Origin of the sequence: Enterobacter cloacae complex sp. XAL002, from assembly GCF_049236805.1 — a bacterium.
Classification (GTDB): domain Bacteria; phylum Pseudomonadota; class Gammaproteobacteria; order Enterobacterales; family Enterobacteriaceae; genus Enterobacter; species Enterobacter intestinihominis.
On sequence record NZ_JBMKJN010000022.1, the window covers coordinates 54379 to 71941 of the forward strand.

The following is a 17563-nucleotide window of genomic DNA, read 5'->3' on the forward strand; positions in this document are numbered from 1 at the left end:
GAACCTGAATAAATGTGTTTTAAAGGTATGTCAGTCGCTTTACCCGCAAAGCACCGCACAGCCTGCCGGGTCAAGCGCAATCAGGCCCGCCAGAAGCTGGTCCATCTCTGGCTGAAGCCGTGACTTATCGGTTTCGCTGCGGGCGGCTTTCATGCGCAGCAGCCTGAGGCGGCGCGATTTCACTTCAAACAACAATGCTGGCGTCCATTGCGTGAGGGTGATGGCCTGTGCTGCACCGTCAAGCTCACCCAGCAGATGCAGAGCCAGCTCATTCTTACCCTTCTGCTCCGCCACGCGGGCCATCAGCAGACGCACCAACCATTTGTCTTTTGTGGTGTCGGTGCCCGGGCGCGTTTGCAGCCAGTGGAGTGTGGCATCCAGACCATCCGTGTCAGCTTTCTCCAAAACTTCCGGTTCAAGGGCCAGAATATCGTTGCCCGTTTCACTCAAGGCATTGACAGGCTCATCCCGCCAGTTGGACATCTCGTCCTGCACGCTCTGGTTTATCCAGTTCAGCGTGACCTCATCAGCAAAGGGTGTGCCGTCATTGAAGGCCAGCGTTTCAAGTCCGGGAAGGCGCCGCAGCAGCCCTTTCAGGTCAGCGATAATGATATCGGCCAGCACATCCTGGCCTGATTTAATCAGGGCCTGATGGATGTACCACTGCAAATCCAGCCAGAGATGATTGGCGCCACGCGAGAAAGTGCTGTCCGCTTGTTCCAGTATCTCCAGCCAGCTCTGTTGCAAATACAGCCGTTTGAGCATTGCCCGCTGGTCAGCCCGCGGCGGTTCGATGCGCGTTTTCCCTTCGGCATCCGGTGCCGGGATCGCTCTCAGCGTGTCGTGACGCAGACTTTTCATCAGCCGGTGTGCGGCAAGCCAGCCATCAGGTTGCTCACGCAAATATCCCGTTAGGGTTCGGGCCTGAGCCAGCAAATCCTGACCGGACGTGATGCGGCTCAGCACTGGCGCGTCCTGTTCTGCCGTTTGAGATGCTGTATGCGCGCGTGTCTGACTGCTGGCGTTCTGGGGTATTACCGCATCCACGCCACCGGCTTTCATCAGGCGGGATCCCAGCGCGCTGTACAGAGCATTCAGATCTGGACGTGACGCTTCCGGCTCAGTTTCAAGACTGTCACGGATGAGCAGCAACGCACCGGTCGTACGCTGGGCATCGTCGCGTACCACTTCTGGCCAGAGCAACAGGCTGTCAAGTAGACGAGAGCCTGCGAGCCACTCCAGCGCCGGTTTACGGCTTCGCTCGCGCTGAGGATGGAGCTGTGTTCCATACTGGGTTAGTAATCCCGCCAGTAACTCAAGCCCTTCAGCAAACCCGGTTTCACCGTCCTGGTGCAAGCGCGCCCAACAATAGTAAGTAGCAACCCGGACATCTTTGGCCACAGTGATCAGCACCTTTTCAGCCAGCTGGCAAATCAGCCCGGTATCAATGCCGGAAAGTTTATTGACCTCCTCCCGGATACGCTGGAAATCATCGTCATAACCCGGGTCTTCTCCTGTAGGATTGATCTCACTGATAGGGGTAAGCCAGCTCTGCCAGCTTTCCATACGTGACTGCGCCTGCTGTCGCAGCAAGGTTTCATCCGCCTGGCAGGCAACAACCAGATTCTGCAAAGCGTCCATTATTCGACTCCGTCCATGTCACTGTTTTCTGTGTTGGTCATCAGCGCCTGCGCCATAGCCGCGCTGTCGACGCTGAATATTTGATCTGGCAGCGTAAAACCCCGGAGTGCCAGTAACGCCAGCGGCCCACTGCCCAGTTGTGAACGCAGTACCCACTGTAGGGTACGACCATCCGGGGCGGTAAAACTCATCATCCATTGACTGCGGTCAAGCTGCTCTCTCTTACTTTCATCCAGCCAGCGAATAAAGCCCCAGATTCCGCTGTAATCACCAAACAGACGTGCACCCGCATTGACGGTGGTCCATGTCAGCATGGTTCCGGGCTTGTAGGTGTCACCAGGCCAGCGGAAGCTCTGCCAGTCTGCCATCTGGTTGAAGTAGTGCAGCTTTTGTCCATCAATAGTCAGTTGCGTTTCTACCACCTGCGGTACCGGACGCGCCTGTAGTTCAAAGCTGATGCCCTGACAGCCGTCGGTAAATAAGATATCCGATAGCTGGCTGAGCTGATTAATCGCCCGCAGGAAGGCTGGGTTAAAGCTCAGCCCCTGGCTATTAACCTTATCCGGTACCCACTGGCTGCCCTCCTTATGCAGCACACCGCCGAGTTCCGTGGTCAGGAAGCGCTCAATGCGTCCGCTGTCCTTACGCACAAACTCAGCCAGCATTGGCAGAGAGGAATCACTCTTGCTGACAGCAAATGGGAAACGTCCGTCAAATGCCGTATGCCAGTTCGCCACCACGGAACGACTCCATTTGTCATTCAGGCTCGCTGCCGATGGCTGAAGCACAGTTTCCCAGGCCTGGGTCAGCGGCTGCACAAACATGGTGCTGCCAAAACCACTCCACTCTTCGCCCAGGCTTGCAGCAATCAGGCTGCCGTACTGCTGGGTGTCGGTCAGGTCCACGCTTTTGCCCTGGAATACGGTCTGCGCCAGGCTCTGCATCATTTCCTGAGGGTCAGAGGCGCTGGCGACCTGTTGCAGACGCAGACGCACACGGGTGATACGGGTAAGATACGTTTGCAGGCTCAGTGAATTGTCAGCCGACATAACGTTGCTGCCGTTGTTTTTACCCATAAGTGTTAGCAACGGTCCAAAGGTTTCATCCAGTGGGCCCTGCGGGCCTGAGGCTGACTGGTCAATTACCGGTTTGTCCTTCCCGCCTACCAGGTCTTTAGCCGATTTGATGATGGAGTCCGACAGGCCTTCACTCTTCTGGCCGGCCTGCCCCTGCCAGGCGAGGGTGTTCATCAGGGCAATCAGCGGTGACTGGCGAACATCACTCATCAGCGTCAGCTGGTCAGTGACGTCTGCAATATTGTTTGCCGGATTAAGTTGCAGGCTGTTGAGGAAGCTCAGCCAACTGCTGGCAAAGTCAGTAAAGTAGCGTTGTGTCAGACGCGCTTTCAGGGCTTCCGGCGACAGGTCTGAGGAAACGGTTTTCCGGCTGTCGCTCAGTACCCAGTCGATTTCATCGCGGCGGGAGTTTGCCGCTTTCTCAATGGCCTGCTGAATCCCTCCCTCCCAGGCCTGACGGGTGAACATGCCCGGCACCACCTCATCGGTGGTAAACAGGCGACGGGCATCGGTACCGCCAGTTATGTCCTCCAGAGACACATCGGCAAAGTTACGACGTACGGATTTGAGCATGTTCTCGTACAGCGTACTTTCCGCGTTGCGCCGTCCTATCTGCTGCAACAACACCTGGCGGCTCTGGCTGACCAGCTGCGCATCCGGCGTGATTTTCCACTGTGGCTGCTTAGGCAGTTCGGTGATGTAGAAAGCCCACAAATCCGGTGACAGGCTTTGCCACAGGCCAGCTGAGATACCTAAACGCGTCGGCTGCACGGTTTTCATGGTTTGCGCGTAGAATGCACCATCAGCTTTATCCGGACGGGACATCATTAGCCAGGCTTTCAGCTGGTCATAACCCGGTTTCGCCAGCTGTGTCCGCTGGTCGCTGTTGGGTGCCGAATTGACCAGCGCAATGAGCTTCTGCTTAAGCGCTTCATTTGCCGGATCACGTATCAGACGGTTGTTCGCCGCCCCGTACCAGGGCAGCATTGCGTCAAGCAACTGCTGATCATGGTTAAGACCAAAGCGCTGATACCATGGCGCGCCGTCCAGAATATGGTGCAGCAGGCGACCGGCATCATTACGCAAAGCATGCAGGGCCGTCAGCTGGTAATCCGATACAGAAGGGTGCTCCACCAGAGCATGAGCCTGCTGTGCAACAGAAACTATTTGTGACCGGTTGACCGCAAACGACAGCAGCATCCCTCCCCCACAGACACTGATGATGGCCATCAGTGCCCAGGCCAGCGCTCGTTCCCACGGCATACCGACACGACGGCCACGTACGCGGGTGCAGTCGTCAACAATACCCTGCCAGGTTGCTGGCAGAGTCAGGGCATGACGCTGTGATCCATAATTCTCAGCATCGGCTGTCCCCGCTGACATTCCGGCAGGTTTCTTCTCCGACAGGCTGAACATCAGACCACGCAGCGGGACGCGCTGTTGAGAAACAAAGAGCCATGGCTGCAACTGCTGAGCCCAGCGGGCAATAGCACCGTCGTTCAGGTGCTGGCTCAGGCGCAGCAGGAAGTCGTGGCTGCTGTTTTTCGCGACCTGACTCATCCCCTGCGCCCGCAGGGCCGGCAGCATCAGTTCCAGCTGGCGGATTACATCATCTTCTTTTGCGCGTGGTGGAAAGCTTGCGCCTACCGCCTGCTCAGGACGCGTACCCTGCGACCAGTGACTGCTGCACAGTTGCCACAGCCAGACCGGAGCGGAATAACGCAGCAGTTCGCTGATTTTTTCCAGGCCGCGTAAATCGTTGTCACTGATTTGTGGGGTCAGATTAAGTGACTCAGGCAGTACACGGACAATCCCGTCCAGCGGACGCCCGCGGCGCAGTTTACGCAGCGCGATGTATTTTTCGCGGTCAGGCTCCGATGCCAGGCTGCCACCGTAAATCAGCACGGTGCGGTTGCCTTCAAGCCACTGCTGCTGTTGCAGGCCAGGTACCAGTTGCTCAATCGCGGCTTCATCGCCGGTGATCAACAGCAGGCGGATCTTGTTTTGCCACAAGAAGCTATAGCGTCGGCGTAAATGAGCTTTTACAGGATCCTTTTTACTGGACTTTTTATAGTTATTAAGAACATTAGCTGTGACGGACTTCCCTCCCGCGATATGCTGAAAGCGATACTCTTTTTGATGGAACCACACACCGAAGTTCATCAACATCAGGAACACAGAAATTAAAAACATGCATAAGAACCAAAGGCTCACTTTTTCTTTTGAGGATACCCATCCAAAGATATCCCCATAGTAGTAACATCCTATAAAAGTCAGCACACCAAAGATAATGAGACAGGATACAAGGCCAATCACTCTCCATTTTGCCGAGGTGTTCAATTTAATGCTCCTTGCGATTATCAAATGGCTTAATGACATTTAAAAGGTATTCATCACCAACGCCAGTGACCATTAAAACCGGCTCATTATTTTTTTCTGATATGAAAAGGGCCAGAGTAAACACCAACCAAAAATGGTGCTCATTTAAATTACCCAGCATCAAATTTAAATGCATTATCTCACACTCCCATTCAACATTCATAGATAAAGATGAGAGTCTTAATATCTCCGAAACTTCTGAAGCTTCCTCTGCACTCATATTGTTAAAAAGTACTCTTGTCGTTTTAAGAATATCTGACTGGTAAGTCATCATGTGGATGACCTCTTGTTTGGTGAGATTTTTGTTGCATACCATTGGTCGCAAAGCCACACCATTATTGTTTTTTTCAGGGAGTTGTTCTCGATGAGTCACCAGCAATATTGAAGCGAACTCTGTTGAGTCAGGGGGGTATTTTACAAAAGTTTCAATGTTTGCAGATATTATTATTGACACCCGATTTTTTGAGATGTTGGATAATGTATCAAATCCCTGTCCTAATGCTTTACTCCAACAGTAATAATTACGCAAGCAATTTTCATCAAACCCGATCGCAGCCCAACACTCTTGAAATATTGAGAAAGTAATATAATTACTATCATAGGTAAATATAATATCAAATATACATGATTCACTCAACCGTAACAGCCTTGTTCTGACAGACGACAACAGTTCGTAAATCAGTTGTTCTTCAGTATATAAATCATCGTTATGGCCCCGTAGTTTCAATCGCTGGTTATTATATATTTCAACCGAATGAGACATTGCTATATCGGTTTGCGATATTGCAGAAGGGAGAAATAGTTTATAAGCGGAAACATAAAACTTTTTACTTGCCCATTCAGTCCAGTCTTTCCTGACCAATGCTGCTTCGCGCTCTCTTGCTTCGAATGCCGACAAACACAAACCATGGTAATAGATTCTAACGGAAATTATGACAGAAAAAGCTAGGGGCACCGAAAAAAACAACAGGGTAAGCAATTTCAAAAGCTCATCATCTTCAGCAGGCAAAATAATTTTAGCCCCAACCCAACTAACCACCACAATCAACAAAATACTTATGAAAGAAAAAAACCATTTACTCCATTTAATTCCAGGAATCTTATCGACTGGAGGGATTATTTGCACAGGCCAATTCATATCATTCTCCATCATTGTTAACAGCACATTTTCTTTAAGAGAAAAAACTTCTTAACATGCCATACTGTCAATTATGGATTTAATATCTGAGTATGACTGAAGGTCTTTACTGCGATTACTAAATAAGATCTTCTTAAATACCTCATCCTGATAAAATAGCCGCTGCGCGCTCAACACATCAAGCCCAAAATCAATAACATCCTTATCGGATGTTGAGAAAGTTGAATAATAATAATCCAGCGCAGGATGCAATAATCCCATAACATCACGCTCACTAAATTTATGCGGCATTCTCATTTTCCGATATGCTCGCAAAATATAATTAACAACTAAAATTCGGCCCATTTCTAATGCATTTTGCTCTGTTAATCCAAGTGAGTAGTTTAATTTTTTTTTGCATTTACCATCACCATTCACCACCTGAGCTATTCCGCCTCCATCAATATAAGACCATGTATTAATATTGCTTAATAGCTGTTGTTTTTGCCATTTATCTAGCGTATACATTAACAAACCAAATACTGATGGGTCGTAATAGCGAAGTAATATATTACCAACTGATTGAATCGACTGTACGGCGGACAAAGCGACCTGTTCAGCAAGCTGCTCCCCAGTTAAATCCGTCGAAATCCACGCACAGACGCTGCGCCCTTCCCCGGACTCAAGTTTTTCTATTTTCAACTCATTCAATGAATGGTAAATACTATTCTTAAACAATTGACCATCTCTCTCGCTGGAGGCACTAAGAGGGAAAAGGTAAAGTGGTAAAGCCCCCTGAAGTTCTTCCTGGCGGAATGTAACAGGATAAGATTTATATTCTCTAAGAATACCGGGCAAAAAAAGTTCTGAATGATACTGTTCTAAAGATGCATCTATCAGCAGAAAACATTTCCCATTTTTCCCAAAAGCAGCATTGGTAATTTCTTCATGTATATCGTTAAAAAATTTATCATCCATAATCAACCCTGCCAGAATAATATTAGAAACACATTTCAATTAATTTGTATTTATGATTTTCATAAAACATCATTATCTTATTCATATTTAGCCGCTCCCTCTCTCAGTAGAGATAGCAATTTCCTCCTGAGTAGGTAAATTTCAAAATTGGGCATGCTGGCTTACCTCGTTTCCTGTCGAGGGTAACCAAAATAACACTGTCTTTTTCTGTCTAGTAGTAAAACCAGCCTTCATCTGAATAAATGAATTTCCCACTGGGACAGGCAGGCTTACTTTTATCACCCGGCTCATGCCACTTCCCATTGTCTTTTAGTTGTTGCTCACGTTTTTTTGTCACCTTATTGAGGTTTACTGTTCTAATATTTTTCACACCCAGCAGATGAAATATCTCCTCCGCCAGTTTGCAGCGTGTTGGAGCACAGGCTTTATAAGCAAAGAATGCAATTAATCCTGAAAGACCCACTCCCCCCAACAATGCTATAACATACAACCAAAAGTATGTGGTGATAAATGACTCAAGGCCCTTCCAGGTATCTTCAATCACTTCACTCAGAACTCCCGCAAAAAGCACCGAGAAGAAAAAAATCCCCGTGAGAATAAACATGTTTTTAATCCGCCACAGCATATGCGCAATATGCCCCATATCACATTTCGGACATACAGACACTATCCGCTCTTCCGGTAACGCAATGGCATAGACTTCATAATGATCATGCTGCCACTCAACAATCATGTCCACATTATCGCCAGTCTGAAGTCGGGTGATGCCCACCCAGCCGCGAAATGGTCTGCCATTAATATCTCCCTGCACATATTCCGCCGAATCATTTGATGATTCGCTCTCAGCCATAATGGCAGCCCCGACGCCAGGACTCCCTGCGACTATCGCGGCGGCGGCGGCAGCTCACGTGTCCACGGCCTGCCGTTCATCACCTCAATCTCTCGCTTTGTACGCAGGTCTGCTAATTTTCCTGGCTTAACAAAACGGGAACATATCTGATATTGCTCTTCTGAATTCATGAAATATCCTTTATCGCCCCTTCTAGGGCTTTATTCTGGTCTGCCACACTGCGGTTGAACGGTGCTGTTCCAGATACGCATTTCCTGCACCATATCTGAAGCTCGTCGTCCGATATCCAGGTCACAACCACCTGTAACAAAGTTATCGCCACCATCACTGCCCAGGCCAGCAAAATCGCCAGAGATCTGACTCCAAAATATATTTCCACCGTTTATTTTTCAGCAATTAATTCCACACCAGAAGCATTCCACGACTAATAACACTAGCGAAAGTAGCTTGTTTCACTGCCGATTTAGTAGTAAAACCAGCCTTCATCTGAATAAATGAATCTCCCGCTGGGACAGGCAGGTTTGCTTTTATCACCCGGCTCATACCACTTCCCATTATCTTTTAGTTGTTGCTCACGTTTTTTTGTTATTTTATTGAGATTGATTGTTGCAACACGCCTCATCCGCAGCAACTGAAATATCTCCTCCGCCAGTTTGCAGCGTGTTGGCGCACAGGCTTTATATGCAAAGAATGCAATCAACCCCGAAATTACAGAGGACACCACAAAAGCCATTACCAGGAAAAGATAAAACCTCTCAAATAAAGAGACACCATTTGGATTTCCTTTTGAGATAGAGATAAATACACATACAGAAACAAAAGCCACCATCAATATGGTGATTAGAATGAACATATTTTTAATGCGCCACAGCATATGCGCAATATGCCCCATATCACATTTCGGACATACTGACACTATCCGCTCTTCCGGTAACGCAATGGCATAGACCTCATAATGGTCATGCTGCCACTCAACAATCATGTCCACATCATCGCCAGTCTGAAGCCGGGTGACACCCACCCAGCCGCGAAACGGCTGGCCATTAATCATCCCCTGCACATATTCCGCCGAATCATTCGAAGACTCGCTTTCAGCCATCATTACAGCCCCGACACCCGGGCTCCCTGCAACTATCGCTGCAGCGGCGGCAGCTCCGCGCTGGCCATCTGATATCTCCGGCAACGTGCTGGTCCGGTAGGCAACTGCATCAAAATACTCCCGAAAATATTCGCTACGGAAAGACTGCAGTTTCCCTGATATTTTCTCCAGAGGACCATAAGGCGGCAATACCGGCGGCGGCGGAAGCTCACGTGTCCACGGCCTGCCGTTCATCATCTCAATCTCTCGCTTTGTACGCAGGTCTGCTAATTTTTCTGGCTCAACAAAACGGGAGCATATCTGATGCTGCTCTTTTGAATTCATGAAATATCCTTTATCGCCCCTTCCAAGGCTTTATTCTGGTCTGCCACACTGCGGTTGAACGGTGCTGTTCCAAATACACATTTCCTGCACCATATCTGAAGCTCATCGTCCGATATCCAGGTCACAACCACCTGTAACAAAGTTATCGCTACCATCACTTCCCAGGTCATCAGTACTGCAAGTATTCGGATCCCTAAAATTTCCCAAGCCAAAAAACCTGTAATTTTCCCAGCTACTTTTTTAACTATCGGTTGACTAAACTGTTCCAGCAGAAGACCGACTGATTTTGTGACTGCCAGGACATCAACTGTTGTTTTAATAAGCAATACAGAGGAAAGTAAAAAACGATTGCTTTGCAACTCTTCGTAAGTACTTGCACCATCAGCAAACACCGAAATTAAAGACGCAGTTCCACCCGCTGCCGCCCCAACCCCCTTGACCCAGGCCACCGTAAGCTCACGCGCTTCCAGACCTTTTTCTATTGCCGGCAAAATAACCGACGTCCCCTGACTCACCATCGCCAGCCCGCTGGCCAGCAGGCTCGCCAGCGGCTTCTTCTCATCCCTTACCTGTCCGCACAGGTAGATAAAATCCATCGCATTCAGCACCAGCAACAGACTGTTTATTCCCGCCAGCCGATATTCGGCCTTGCCCTTTTCTGATGCAAAGTGCTCTTCCAGCCTGCTGCTCATTCTCTGTTTAAGCTCGGCGACTTCATTCCCGCTCGCCATAAAACGTCCGCTGCGCCGTATACCTTCCAGCACCGTCTGACGTAACGCCGGGGCATCTTTCAGATACGCATTCACTAACGAGTGAACTTTTTCTGAAGGTATTCCCGCCCTTATCATAAATATCAGCCTGAACGCCGTGGTCGCAAGCTTCTCGCCTGCCTTATCCACCCGCAGAATGCGGCTTACCCTGTCTCCCACCGTGACGATAAACGCATCCGTGTTGAAGAGCTGTACTTCCAGTTTGCTGGCATTTTCCCGCAGCCCCTTCACGACAGTGTTCATCGATTTCTGGTAATACCCCTCCAGCTTTTTCATATTGCTGACCTGCTGCATCAGGGCTGCCGTCATGGCGGTCGCCGTCAGAGGCGTCACGTCCTCGTCCTTTTTCCCTTTCACCGTCGCCAGATACGGCTCCAGTTCACTGATTAGCTGCGGGTTATTGGCCGCCACATGCCGCCACAGCAGATTCCCGCGATTTTTAGTGCTGTACTCATTCCACCAGCCGTCTATCTTTGCCGCCCCTGCCGGACAGCTGTTAATCCCGTGCATGGCCATCCCCACCGCTGACTGGTAGAACAGCCCTGCCCGCTGTGCCTCGCATTGGAAATCATCCAGCGTTGCCAGCAGTACCGGTGCACTGAGCCAGTTCACCACGCTGACGATACGCTTCTGGAAGATAGCATTAACCGAATCAACTAGGCTCGTGTAGCAGGTATCAAAGTTCGCCTGTCGGGTTGCGTTGAGCTTTTTCTGATAGGGAGCCCAGCTCCGGGCCCGGACTCCACTGAAATCCTGCGAGTGTTCAGGCAGATTTAACGCCAGTTCCTTATCGACCTGAGCCTGTATCGCGGCAACCCGTCGCTGGTGAGCAGCCAGCGGTTCGGGTGGACTCATCAGCACACTCTCCGGGTATAATGCCGTCACGTTCTGCGCATGCCAATTTCTCACTAACCTGTCATCAGCCCTGATTTGTGCCAGCACATCAGGCTTACCCTGATACCTTTTCTCAAGCGCCTGCAGACGCGAATCCAGATATTCGTCTGTCAGCATGGGACCATCAGTTCTTCGTCTCCGCATCGCGTCCTCCAGAGATTCGGCATTGCTTTCCAGCAGCGTTCTGACTGCATCGAGGTTTGTTTTGGTGGCGAACTCAAGCTCACGCTCCTGCAGGAACTGCGCCTGGCGCCCCAGCACATCCTGGCTCCAGCCGTTAAGCTCATGAACAATCCCCACCGGATCCCAGAGTGGAAGCAGCAACGGCGTCATCCCCTCACTTCGGTTTTCCATGGCCGTGACCGTCGCGGCTGCCATGCCACTGCGGTTTTTTGCCCACGGATACAGACTGGACTGCAGTTTCACCACATCATTATTGACCCGCCAGGGATCATCCACTGTCGGATCCCAGAGTGACGATGCACGGCTGATGTTTACCACTTTCGCCTCATCCGGACCAGGCAGAAGACCAGAAACAGAAGGCACCTGATAGTCCAGTACCTGATTCAGGCTTGCCCCGGTAACGTCGGTCCCTGTTTTTGTGCGCTGAGCTCCCGCCACCGAAGGCATCACTTTCTGCATTCTCTCAGTGCGATCTTCTGGCCTGGTGCGATACCGATCGAGCGTTTCCTGCTCCCACGGATACTGACTGAACGCAAACCACACATTGCCGCACTTATCCGGGGATTCAATGCTCATGAACTCGACGTTTTGCGCGATATGCTCGCCCGTTTCGCACAGCGCTTTATCCACCGGTACAGGATTAGACGCCACCTGTTGCAGCCACAGTGAGCCGTCTGGCGCAACGCTGTAGCACTGCCAGTAATTGATGCCCTGTTTTCCTTTTTCATAAAAAACGTAAAGGTAGCCCTGGCGAAGCGCGCGGAGTGTGTACTTTTCATTACTGGCGAGCGTTACCCCTGTGATGTGCGGATCATTCGCCCATCCCGGTAAACTGGCATTAATATTTTCTGGCACAACAGCATAGCGCACGGGCAGTACTGTCAGGCCTTTCGTTGTGCATAACCCCTGGCATGCCATATTCACATCCTTTTTTTAATTAAGCCTGTAAATAAAAAATTCTTATTTAGCCAGTGAAAAAATTAGAGCCTGCGATCACTTTATGGCCGGGACATAGACAAAGCACACGGTCCTGATCCTGTACCAGAAGTATGCCATTACTGACGATACCAACTGCAGTGGCCAGGATGGGAAATGTTCCCTTACAGACAGTACAGATGGCTTTGTCATTATTTTGTGCCACCTGTTTTCCATCACTAAAATAATTCGCAGTTGCAGAAATTATTTTCCCATTACTCGTCCTGTCACCTAAAACGGCTAATTTTGTAGTCATCTTTTTCCTCAAGTATTAGCTAAGCATCACCACAGCCCCTTGCTGTTGGGCTGCAGAAATTACCCCAGGTTTGCAGCCAGAAGGTAGCGAAAGCGTTGAATTTAACGTCGCCGCAGACTGCTGTTGAACCGCAATACATTTCAACGTGACGTTTTTGCCAGTACCAACTTCAACCCCCGCATCACTTAACCGTATAAATGTCCCCCCACAAACCAAAAGGATTTCTTTTTTGGCTGATATGACAACGCTGTTGTCTGAACTGGCGACCGAAAGCTTTTCTTTAGCAAATAAATTCAGCGCGTCCGACTGTGCCTGAATATCTACTTTGCCCTCCGAGGCATACATTTTTATTCCCAGTTTGTGTGCAAATAAGCTCAGAATATCGCCCACCGCCAGAGTTAATTTTTTGGCAATGCTAATGTCTGCATGTTGACCAGCAGTAACAATTAGATTTTCCCCCGCCGAAACTTGTACGCTCGCGGGGGTGACCTGCGCAATTCCTGAAGGGGCAGACAGAAGTAATGCTTGCTGCTTAAGATCGCTAAGCGTCTGATTCATAAATGTTGTTTGTTTCTCAAGATCGGCTAATTCCGCCTGGGCTGCTTGAGCAGCGTGACGTAATCCAGAAGTCACCTCTCTGGCAGCGTCAAGTTCTTTGAGCGCAGCTTGCATTTCACGCTGCAGTCCTTGCGCTTTCGCCTGCCCGTCCGCCGAGATGAATAGTCCTTTCTGCGCCCGGATGGCACCCCAGCTGTCGGTTCTGAGTTCAAACCCCTCACCGCGCTGCTGTTTCTCGCTGTCGACCAGATGGCCGAGATTCAGCTGGCTCTTGCCGCCGTACTCTGTGCTGACCTTGATGTGCTCTTTTCCGCGCTCGTCGTCGAGGCGGATTTTGTTGTTCGCCGGGGTCCGCAGGACGTTGCGTTTGTAGTTCCGGATGGTAACGTGGTCGCCGTGCGCCGAGTCGTGCAGCACACCGGCAATGTACGGCCGGTCCGGGTTGCCGTCCTCAAAACCAATCGCCACCTCGGTGCCTGCCAGCAGCGGCAGGTGCAGGCCGTAGGTGTCCCCCGCATACGGGCGGGACTGACGGACCCACAGGCTCTCGAACCCGGTTTCCCAGTTCTCACGGTCAAACAGCATATTGACGCGGTAGCGACCGTCCTTGTCGATATGCCCGTAGGTGTCATTTTCGGTGGTGCTGGTGACGCGGGCCGGTAAGGTGCCGGCCATTACCGGGCGGCTGCCGGGTTCCGGGCGAAAGCAAAAGTCCGCGCTGTCCGGGATGCCGTCAAACCTGACGCAAAAGTCTGCATCACGCCGGGCATGGCTGTGCATCGCCGTGACCACCACGCCCTGGGTAAACACCTCCGCCACTTCGTACCCGCCGGTGACTTTCAGCCGCATACCCGGTGAAAGGGCCGGGCAGCTGGTGAAGGCAACGGTCTGCGTCTGGCCATTCAGGTAGCGTTCGTGACGGATGCGGGCGTAAAACGCCCCGGACTCCGCTGCTGGGTTGCGGTCATACGCGCTGCCCGGCGTCAGGTAGTTATCCGCCCAGTGGTAGGCATCACCGTACGTGGTGACATCCCCGCCGGTCGCGTCAACCCGGGTGTTCATGTCCTGCGTGGCCTGACGGTAGTTGTAGTCCCGGGTGCTGACCTGCTTCTGCACCACATTGTGATGGCATCCCATTCCCCAGACTGAATCCACGCCTTTTGAATGCTGGCCCGATGGCGGTACAGACGGCAGCGTCAGGCCTTTCTCATACCCCTGCTGGCTGTCGTAAAACTCCACCACGTCAATGCTGAGGCGCGTGTCGGTGGTGAAGCGGAACCATATACCGACCTCGCCCAGCAGGCGGGTGATAAAGTGCAGGTCGTCCTCAGCGTACTGCATCACCTGTTCACGACGCGGGTATTCTTTTGAGAGTGAGAACAGAAAATCCTGACCGCGCATGCCGTGACGTTCGCGCAGGATTTTTTCCACGATTTGCGGAACCGACATGTCCTGGTAAATCGCGTTCTGGTGCGAGCGGTCGAGCAGCGCCAGACGCGGCTCAAGCGTCAGGGCGTAGCGGGTTTCATCTTTTGACGTGCTGAGGCGTTCAAAACCGGTCACCACGCCCTGAATCACCCGTACCGGCTGCTGTATTTTGATACCGTAACCCTGGTCTACCGGGGCCTGAAGCGTCAGGGAAGCCGCTTTCATCAGCATCATCTCTTTGCTGATGGCATGATCCGCGCTGGTGAATTCAGTACGGTAGCTGAACGGCGTGCTCAGGGCTTCATCGCCCTCAAATGCCAGCACATCAAGCCCTGCATCGCAGCCCTTCACCGAAAGCAGGTGATGGCTGTGGCTGAATCGTAAGGGAAGATTACTGCTCATGCATGCTCACCTTCTGTCCGGTCAAACTCGAGCACTATGCCCTCTTCCTCATCCCAGCCAAGCGTCAGGGTATGCGGCTTCTTTCCCGCCGCCATCTGGCTCAGCAGCTGCTGGCTCAGGACCGGCAAAATCTGCTGGTTCAGCAGGCTGTCAACATTGCGAGCCCCGGTGTCCGGCAGCAGGCAGGCATCGGTCAGCGCGTCGTACAGGCTTTCGCTGATATGGGTAGTTATTCCGTAGTGACGGTTGAGGCGTCTGCTCACCTGATTCAGCTTCATCCCCACAATGGTACGCATCGCTGCCTGTGCCAGCGGACGGTAAATCACCGTCTGGAAGCGCGCCAGCAGCGCGGGCTGGAAGTGGTCCCGCAGGACAGGACGCAGCAGTTCATGCAGGTCCGGCTCTGTCGCCTCCGGTTGTTCCTCCAGCATCTGCATGATGAGGTCGCTGCCGAGGTTCGAGGTCATCAGAATCACCGTGTTACGGAAGTCAATTTCCCGCCCCTCGCCGTCGCGCATGAAGCCCCGGTCAAACACCTGGTAGAACAGGTTCATCACGTCCCGGTGTGCCTTTTCCACTTCATCCAGCAACACCACGCTGTACGGGCGCTTACGGACGGCTTCGGTCAGAATGCCGCCCTGACCGTAACCCACGTAGCCCGGCGGTGAGCCCTTGAGCTGCGAGACGGTGTGTGGCTCCTGGTATTCCGAGAGGTTGATAGTAATAAGGGACTTCTCGCCGCCGAACAGTTCATCGGCCAGCGCCAGGGCGGTTTCGGTCTTGCCGGTGCCGCTCGGGCCCACAAGCAGGAACACGCCCTGCGGGCCGTTCTCCGGCGCCAGACCGGTTTTGCTGGCGCGCAGGCGCTGCGCAATGGCATTCAGTGCGCTGTCCTGGCCGACAACGCGTTTCGCCAGACTGTGCTCAAGACTCAGCAGTTCCGTCTGCTCGTCCTTCATCAGGGAAGAGAGCGGTACGCCCGTCCAGTCGGCGATAACGGTGGCGACGGTACGCGCGTCCACATCCAGCCCCAGCAGCGGGGTATTCTGCTGCACGGCAGTAAGCTGCATCTGAAGGTCCGCAATTTCCCCCTGACGCGAGATATCCGTGCGGCAGGCAAACAGTTCTTCCGTGAGTTTCAGCTCCTGGCCGTACCGGGTTTCCCGTTCATCGAGCTGCAAAATGATGCCGACTTCTTCCTCTCCGATGGCGGCCAGACGTTCGCCATGGGCGGTATTGCCCACCGCGATATCCTCCAGCAGCGCCTGTTTCTCCATGGCAAGTGCCGTGAGCTGCGCCTTCATGCGGGTCAGCGGCTCCGGCACCGTATCGAGGCTCATGCGGACACGGGCCGACGCGGTGTCCAGCAGGTCAACCGCCTTGTCCGGCAGCTGGCGTCCGGTCAGATAGCGTCTGGAGAGCGTGACGGCGGCTTTAACCGCCTCATCGGTAATATGCACGCCATGGTGCTGCGCGTAACGTGGCTTGAGTCCCCGCAGCATCAGGCACGCGGTGTCGTCGTCCGGTTCGTCCACCTTCACCATCTGGAAACGACGCTCCAGCGCGGCGTCGCGCTCAAAGTACTGCTTGTATTCGCTCCAGGTGGTGGCGGCGATGGTTCTGAGCTCACCGCGGGCCAGTGCCGGTTTCAGCAGGTTGGCCGCATCGGCGCCCCCCGCCTGGTTGCCCGCACCGATAATGGTGTGCGCCTCGTCAATGAAGAGCAGAACCGGCAGGGGTGACTGCTGCACCGCGTCGATGATGTTTTTCAGGCGCTGTTCAAACTCACCCTTCACGCCTGCACCCGCCTGTAACAGGCCGAGGTCAAGGGTGCGTACCGAGACCGGCTTCAGCGCGTCCGGCACATTGCCTTCGGCGATGCGCAGCGCCAGTCCTTCAACCAGGGCGGTCTTGCCGACGCCCGGTTCGCCGACCAGAATCGGGTTGTTCTTGCGGCGCCGGGAAAGAATGTCCACCATCTGGCGGATTTCATTGTCGCGGCCATAGACCGGGTCGATTCTGCCCTCACGGGCGCGGGCGGTGACGTCGAGGGTGAACCTGTCCAGCGCATTCTGTAACGCCGGGTTCAGCTCTCCTTTTATATCCGCATTCACCGGACGGCCGACAAACTCCACCTCATCGCCCTGCGTAAGCTCCGCTTCCTGCTGCACCTCCGGGCGTTCATCCGACTGCGCATCCAGAAGCCCCCGCAGGCGCTCAAGCTGGCTCTGCGCCAGCGTCAGCAGCGGCCACAGGCCGTCGCAGCGCACCAGTTTCGGTTTGTCCACCAGGGCCATCAGGAGGTGAATGCTGCGGATGTGCTCTTCCCCCGACAGCGAGGCGTGCAGCCAGGCCTCCTGCATCAGAGCCCGGACACTGTCCGACAGCTGCGGACGGCTGCGCACCGAACGTGGCAGGCTGTCCAGAAAACCCAGCATATCCTGCCATATCGTATCCATATCCCATTCGTAGCGCCGCGCCAGCACCGTCAGGTCGCCCTCACCCTGCTCCAGCAGCTTCAGCAACCAGTGCTCGGGCAGGATTTCCGCATGGGCGCGGGTCTGGCACAGGGAAGCGGCCCCTTCCATCGCGCGGGCACAGTAAGGGTTAAGACGGCGTAACAGGATGGCTGG

9 protein-coding genes and 1 pseudogene are annotated in these 17563 nt (G+C 52.7%); all 10 read right to left on the reverse strand.

Going from position 1 to position 17563, the window contains the following annotated elements; genetic code table 11:
• Positions 1–39: 39 nt before the first annotated feature.
• Positions 40–1641 (reverse strand): type VI secretion system protein TssA, encoded by a 1602-nt coding sequence (tssA, locus tag ACOT0L_RS18605; protein WP_126503961.1) that lies wholly within the window; start codon positions 1639–1641, stop codon positions 40–42.
• Positions 1641–5096 carry an ImcF-related family protein gene (locus ACOT0L_RS18610; RefSeq protein WP_340638599.1) on the reverse strand — a complete coding sequence of 1152 codons (3456 nt, stop codon included), beginning with the start codon at positions 5094–5096 and terminating at the stop codon, positions 1641–1643. Before ACOT0L_RS18610 ends, tssA begins: the two co-directional genes overlap by 1 nt.
• Positions 5059–6234 (reverse strand): hypothetical protein, encoded by a 1176-nt coding sequence (locus tag ACOT0L_RS18615; protein ID WP_126503965.1) that lies wholly within the window; start codon positions 6232–6234, stop codon positions 5059–5061. Before ACOT0L_RS18615 ends, ACOT0L_RS18610 begins: the two co-directional genes overlap by 38 nt.
• A 51-nt stretch (positions 6235–6285) precedes the next feature.
• The gene (locus ACOT0L_RS18620) at positions 6286–7191 is read right to left on the reverse strand and encodes a DUF4123 domain-containing protein (RefSeq protein ID WP_022648274.1); all 906 of its coding nucleotides are present in this window, start codon (positions 7189–7191) and stop codon (positions 6286–6288) included.
• 211 nt (positions 7192–7402) lie between these two features.
• Positions 7403–8080 (reverse strand): annotated as a pseudogene (locus tag ACOT0L_RS18625) (putative type VI secretion system effector); the annotation flags it as partial.
• A 424-nt stretch (positions 8081–8504) separates the two neighbouring features.
• Positions 8505–9464, reverse strand: coding sequence for a putative type VI secretion system effector (locus ACOT0L_RS18630; protein WP_022648276.1), 960 nt, complete (start codon positions 9462–9464; stop codon positions 8505–8507).
• Entirely contained in the window at positions 9461–12229 is a 2769-nt protein-coding gene (locus tag ACOT0L_RS18635; protein ID WP_126503969.1) for a T6SS effector BTH_I2691 family protein, read from the reverse strand. The genes ACOT0L_RS18630 and ACOT0L_RS18635 overlap by 4 nt, the downstream gene beginning before the upstream one ends.
• A 46-nt stretch (positions 12230–12275) precedes the next feature.
• The gene (locus ACOT0L_RS18640; protein ID WP_045621588.1) at positions 12276–12542 is read right to left on the reverse strand and encodes a PAAR domain-containing protein; all 267 of its coding nucleotides are present in this window, start codon (positions 12540–12542) and stop codon (positions 12276–12278) included.
• A 15-nt stretch (positions 12543–12557) separates the two neighbouring features.
• Positions 12558–14930, reverse strand: a complete 2373-nt coding sequence (locus ACOT0L_RS18645) for a type VI secretion system Vgr family protein (RefSeq protein ID WP_045621586.1) — start codon at positions 14928–14930, stop codon at positions 12558–12560.
• A partial coding sequence (tssH, locus tag ACOT0L_RS18650) for a type VI secretion system ATPase TssH (protein ID WP_421637269.1) occupies positions 14927–17563 on the reverse strand: 2637 nt, incomplete at its 5' end. The genes tssH and ACOT0L_RS18645, both read right to left, overlap by 4 nt.

Bases quoted from the DNA above. Each gene is read 5' to 3' on its own strand.
- ACOT0L_RS18630 (WP_022648276.1), bottom strand. From the start codon at position 9,464: ATGAATTCAAAAGAGCAGCATCAGATATGCTCCCGTTTTGTTGAGCCA.
- ACOT0L_RS18640 (WP_045621588.1), bottom strand. From the start codon at position 12,542: ATGACTACAAAATTAGCCGTTTTAGGTGACAGGACGAGTAATGGGAAA.
- ACOT0L_RS18635 (WP_126503969.1), bottom strand. From the start codon at position 12,229: ATGGCATGCCAGGGGTTATGCACAACGAAAGGCCTGACAGTACTGCCC.
- tssA (WP_126503961.1), bottom strand. From the start codon at position 1,641: ATGGACGCTTTGCAGAATCTGGTTGTTGCCTGCCAGGCGGATGAAACC.
- ACOT0L_RS18620 (WP_022648274.1), bottom strand. From the start codon at position 7,191: ATGGATGATAAATTTTTTAACGATATACATGAAGAAATTACCAATGCT.
- ACOT0L_RS18610 (WP_340638599.1), bottom strand. From the start codon at position 5,096: ATGTCATTAAGCCATTTGATAATCGCAAGGAGCATTAAATTGAACACC.
- ACOT0L_RS18615 (WP_126503965.1), bottom strand. From the start codon at position 6,234: ATGAATTGGCCTGTGCAAATAATCCCTCCAGTCGATAAGATTCCTGGA.
- ACOT0L_RS18645 (WP_045621586.1), bottom strand. From the start codon at position 14,930: ATGAGCAGTAATCTTCCCTTACGATTCAGCCACAGCCATCACCTGCTT.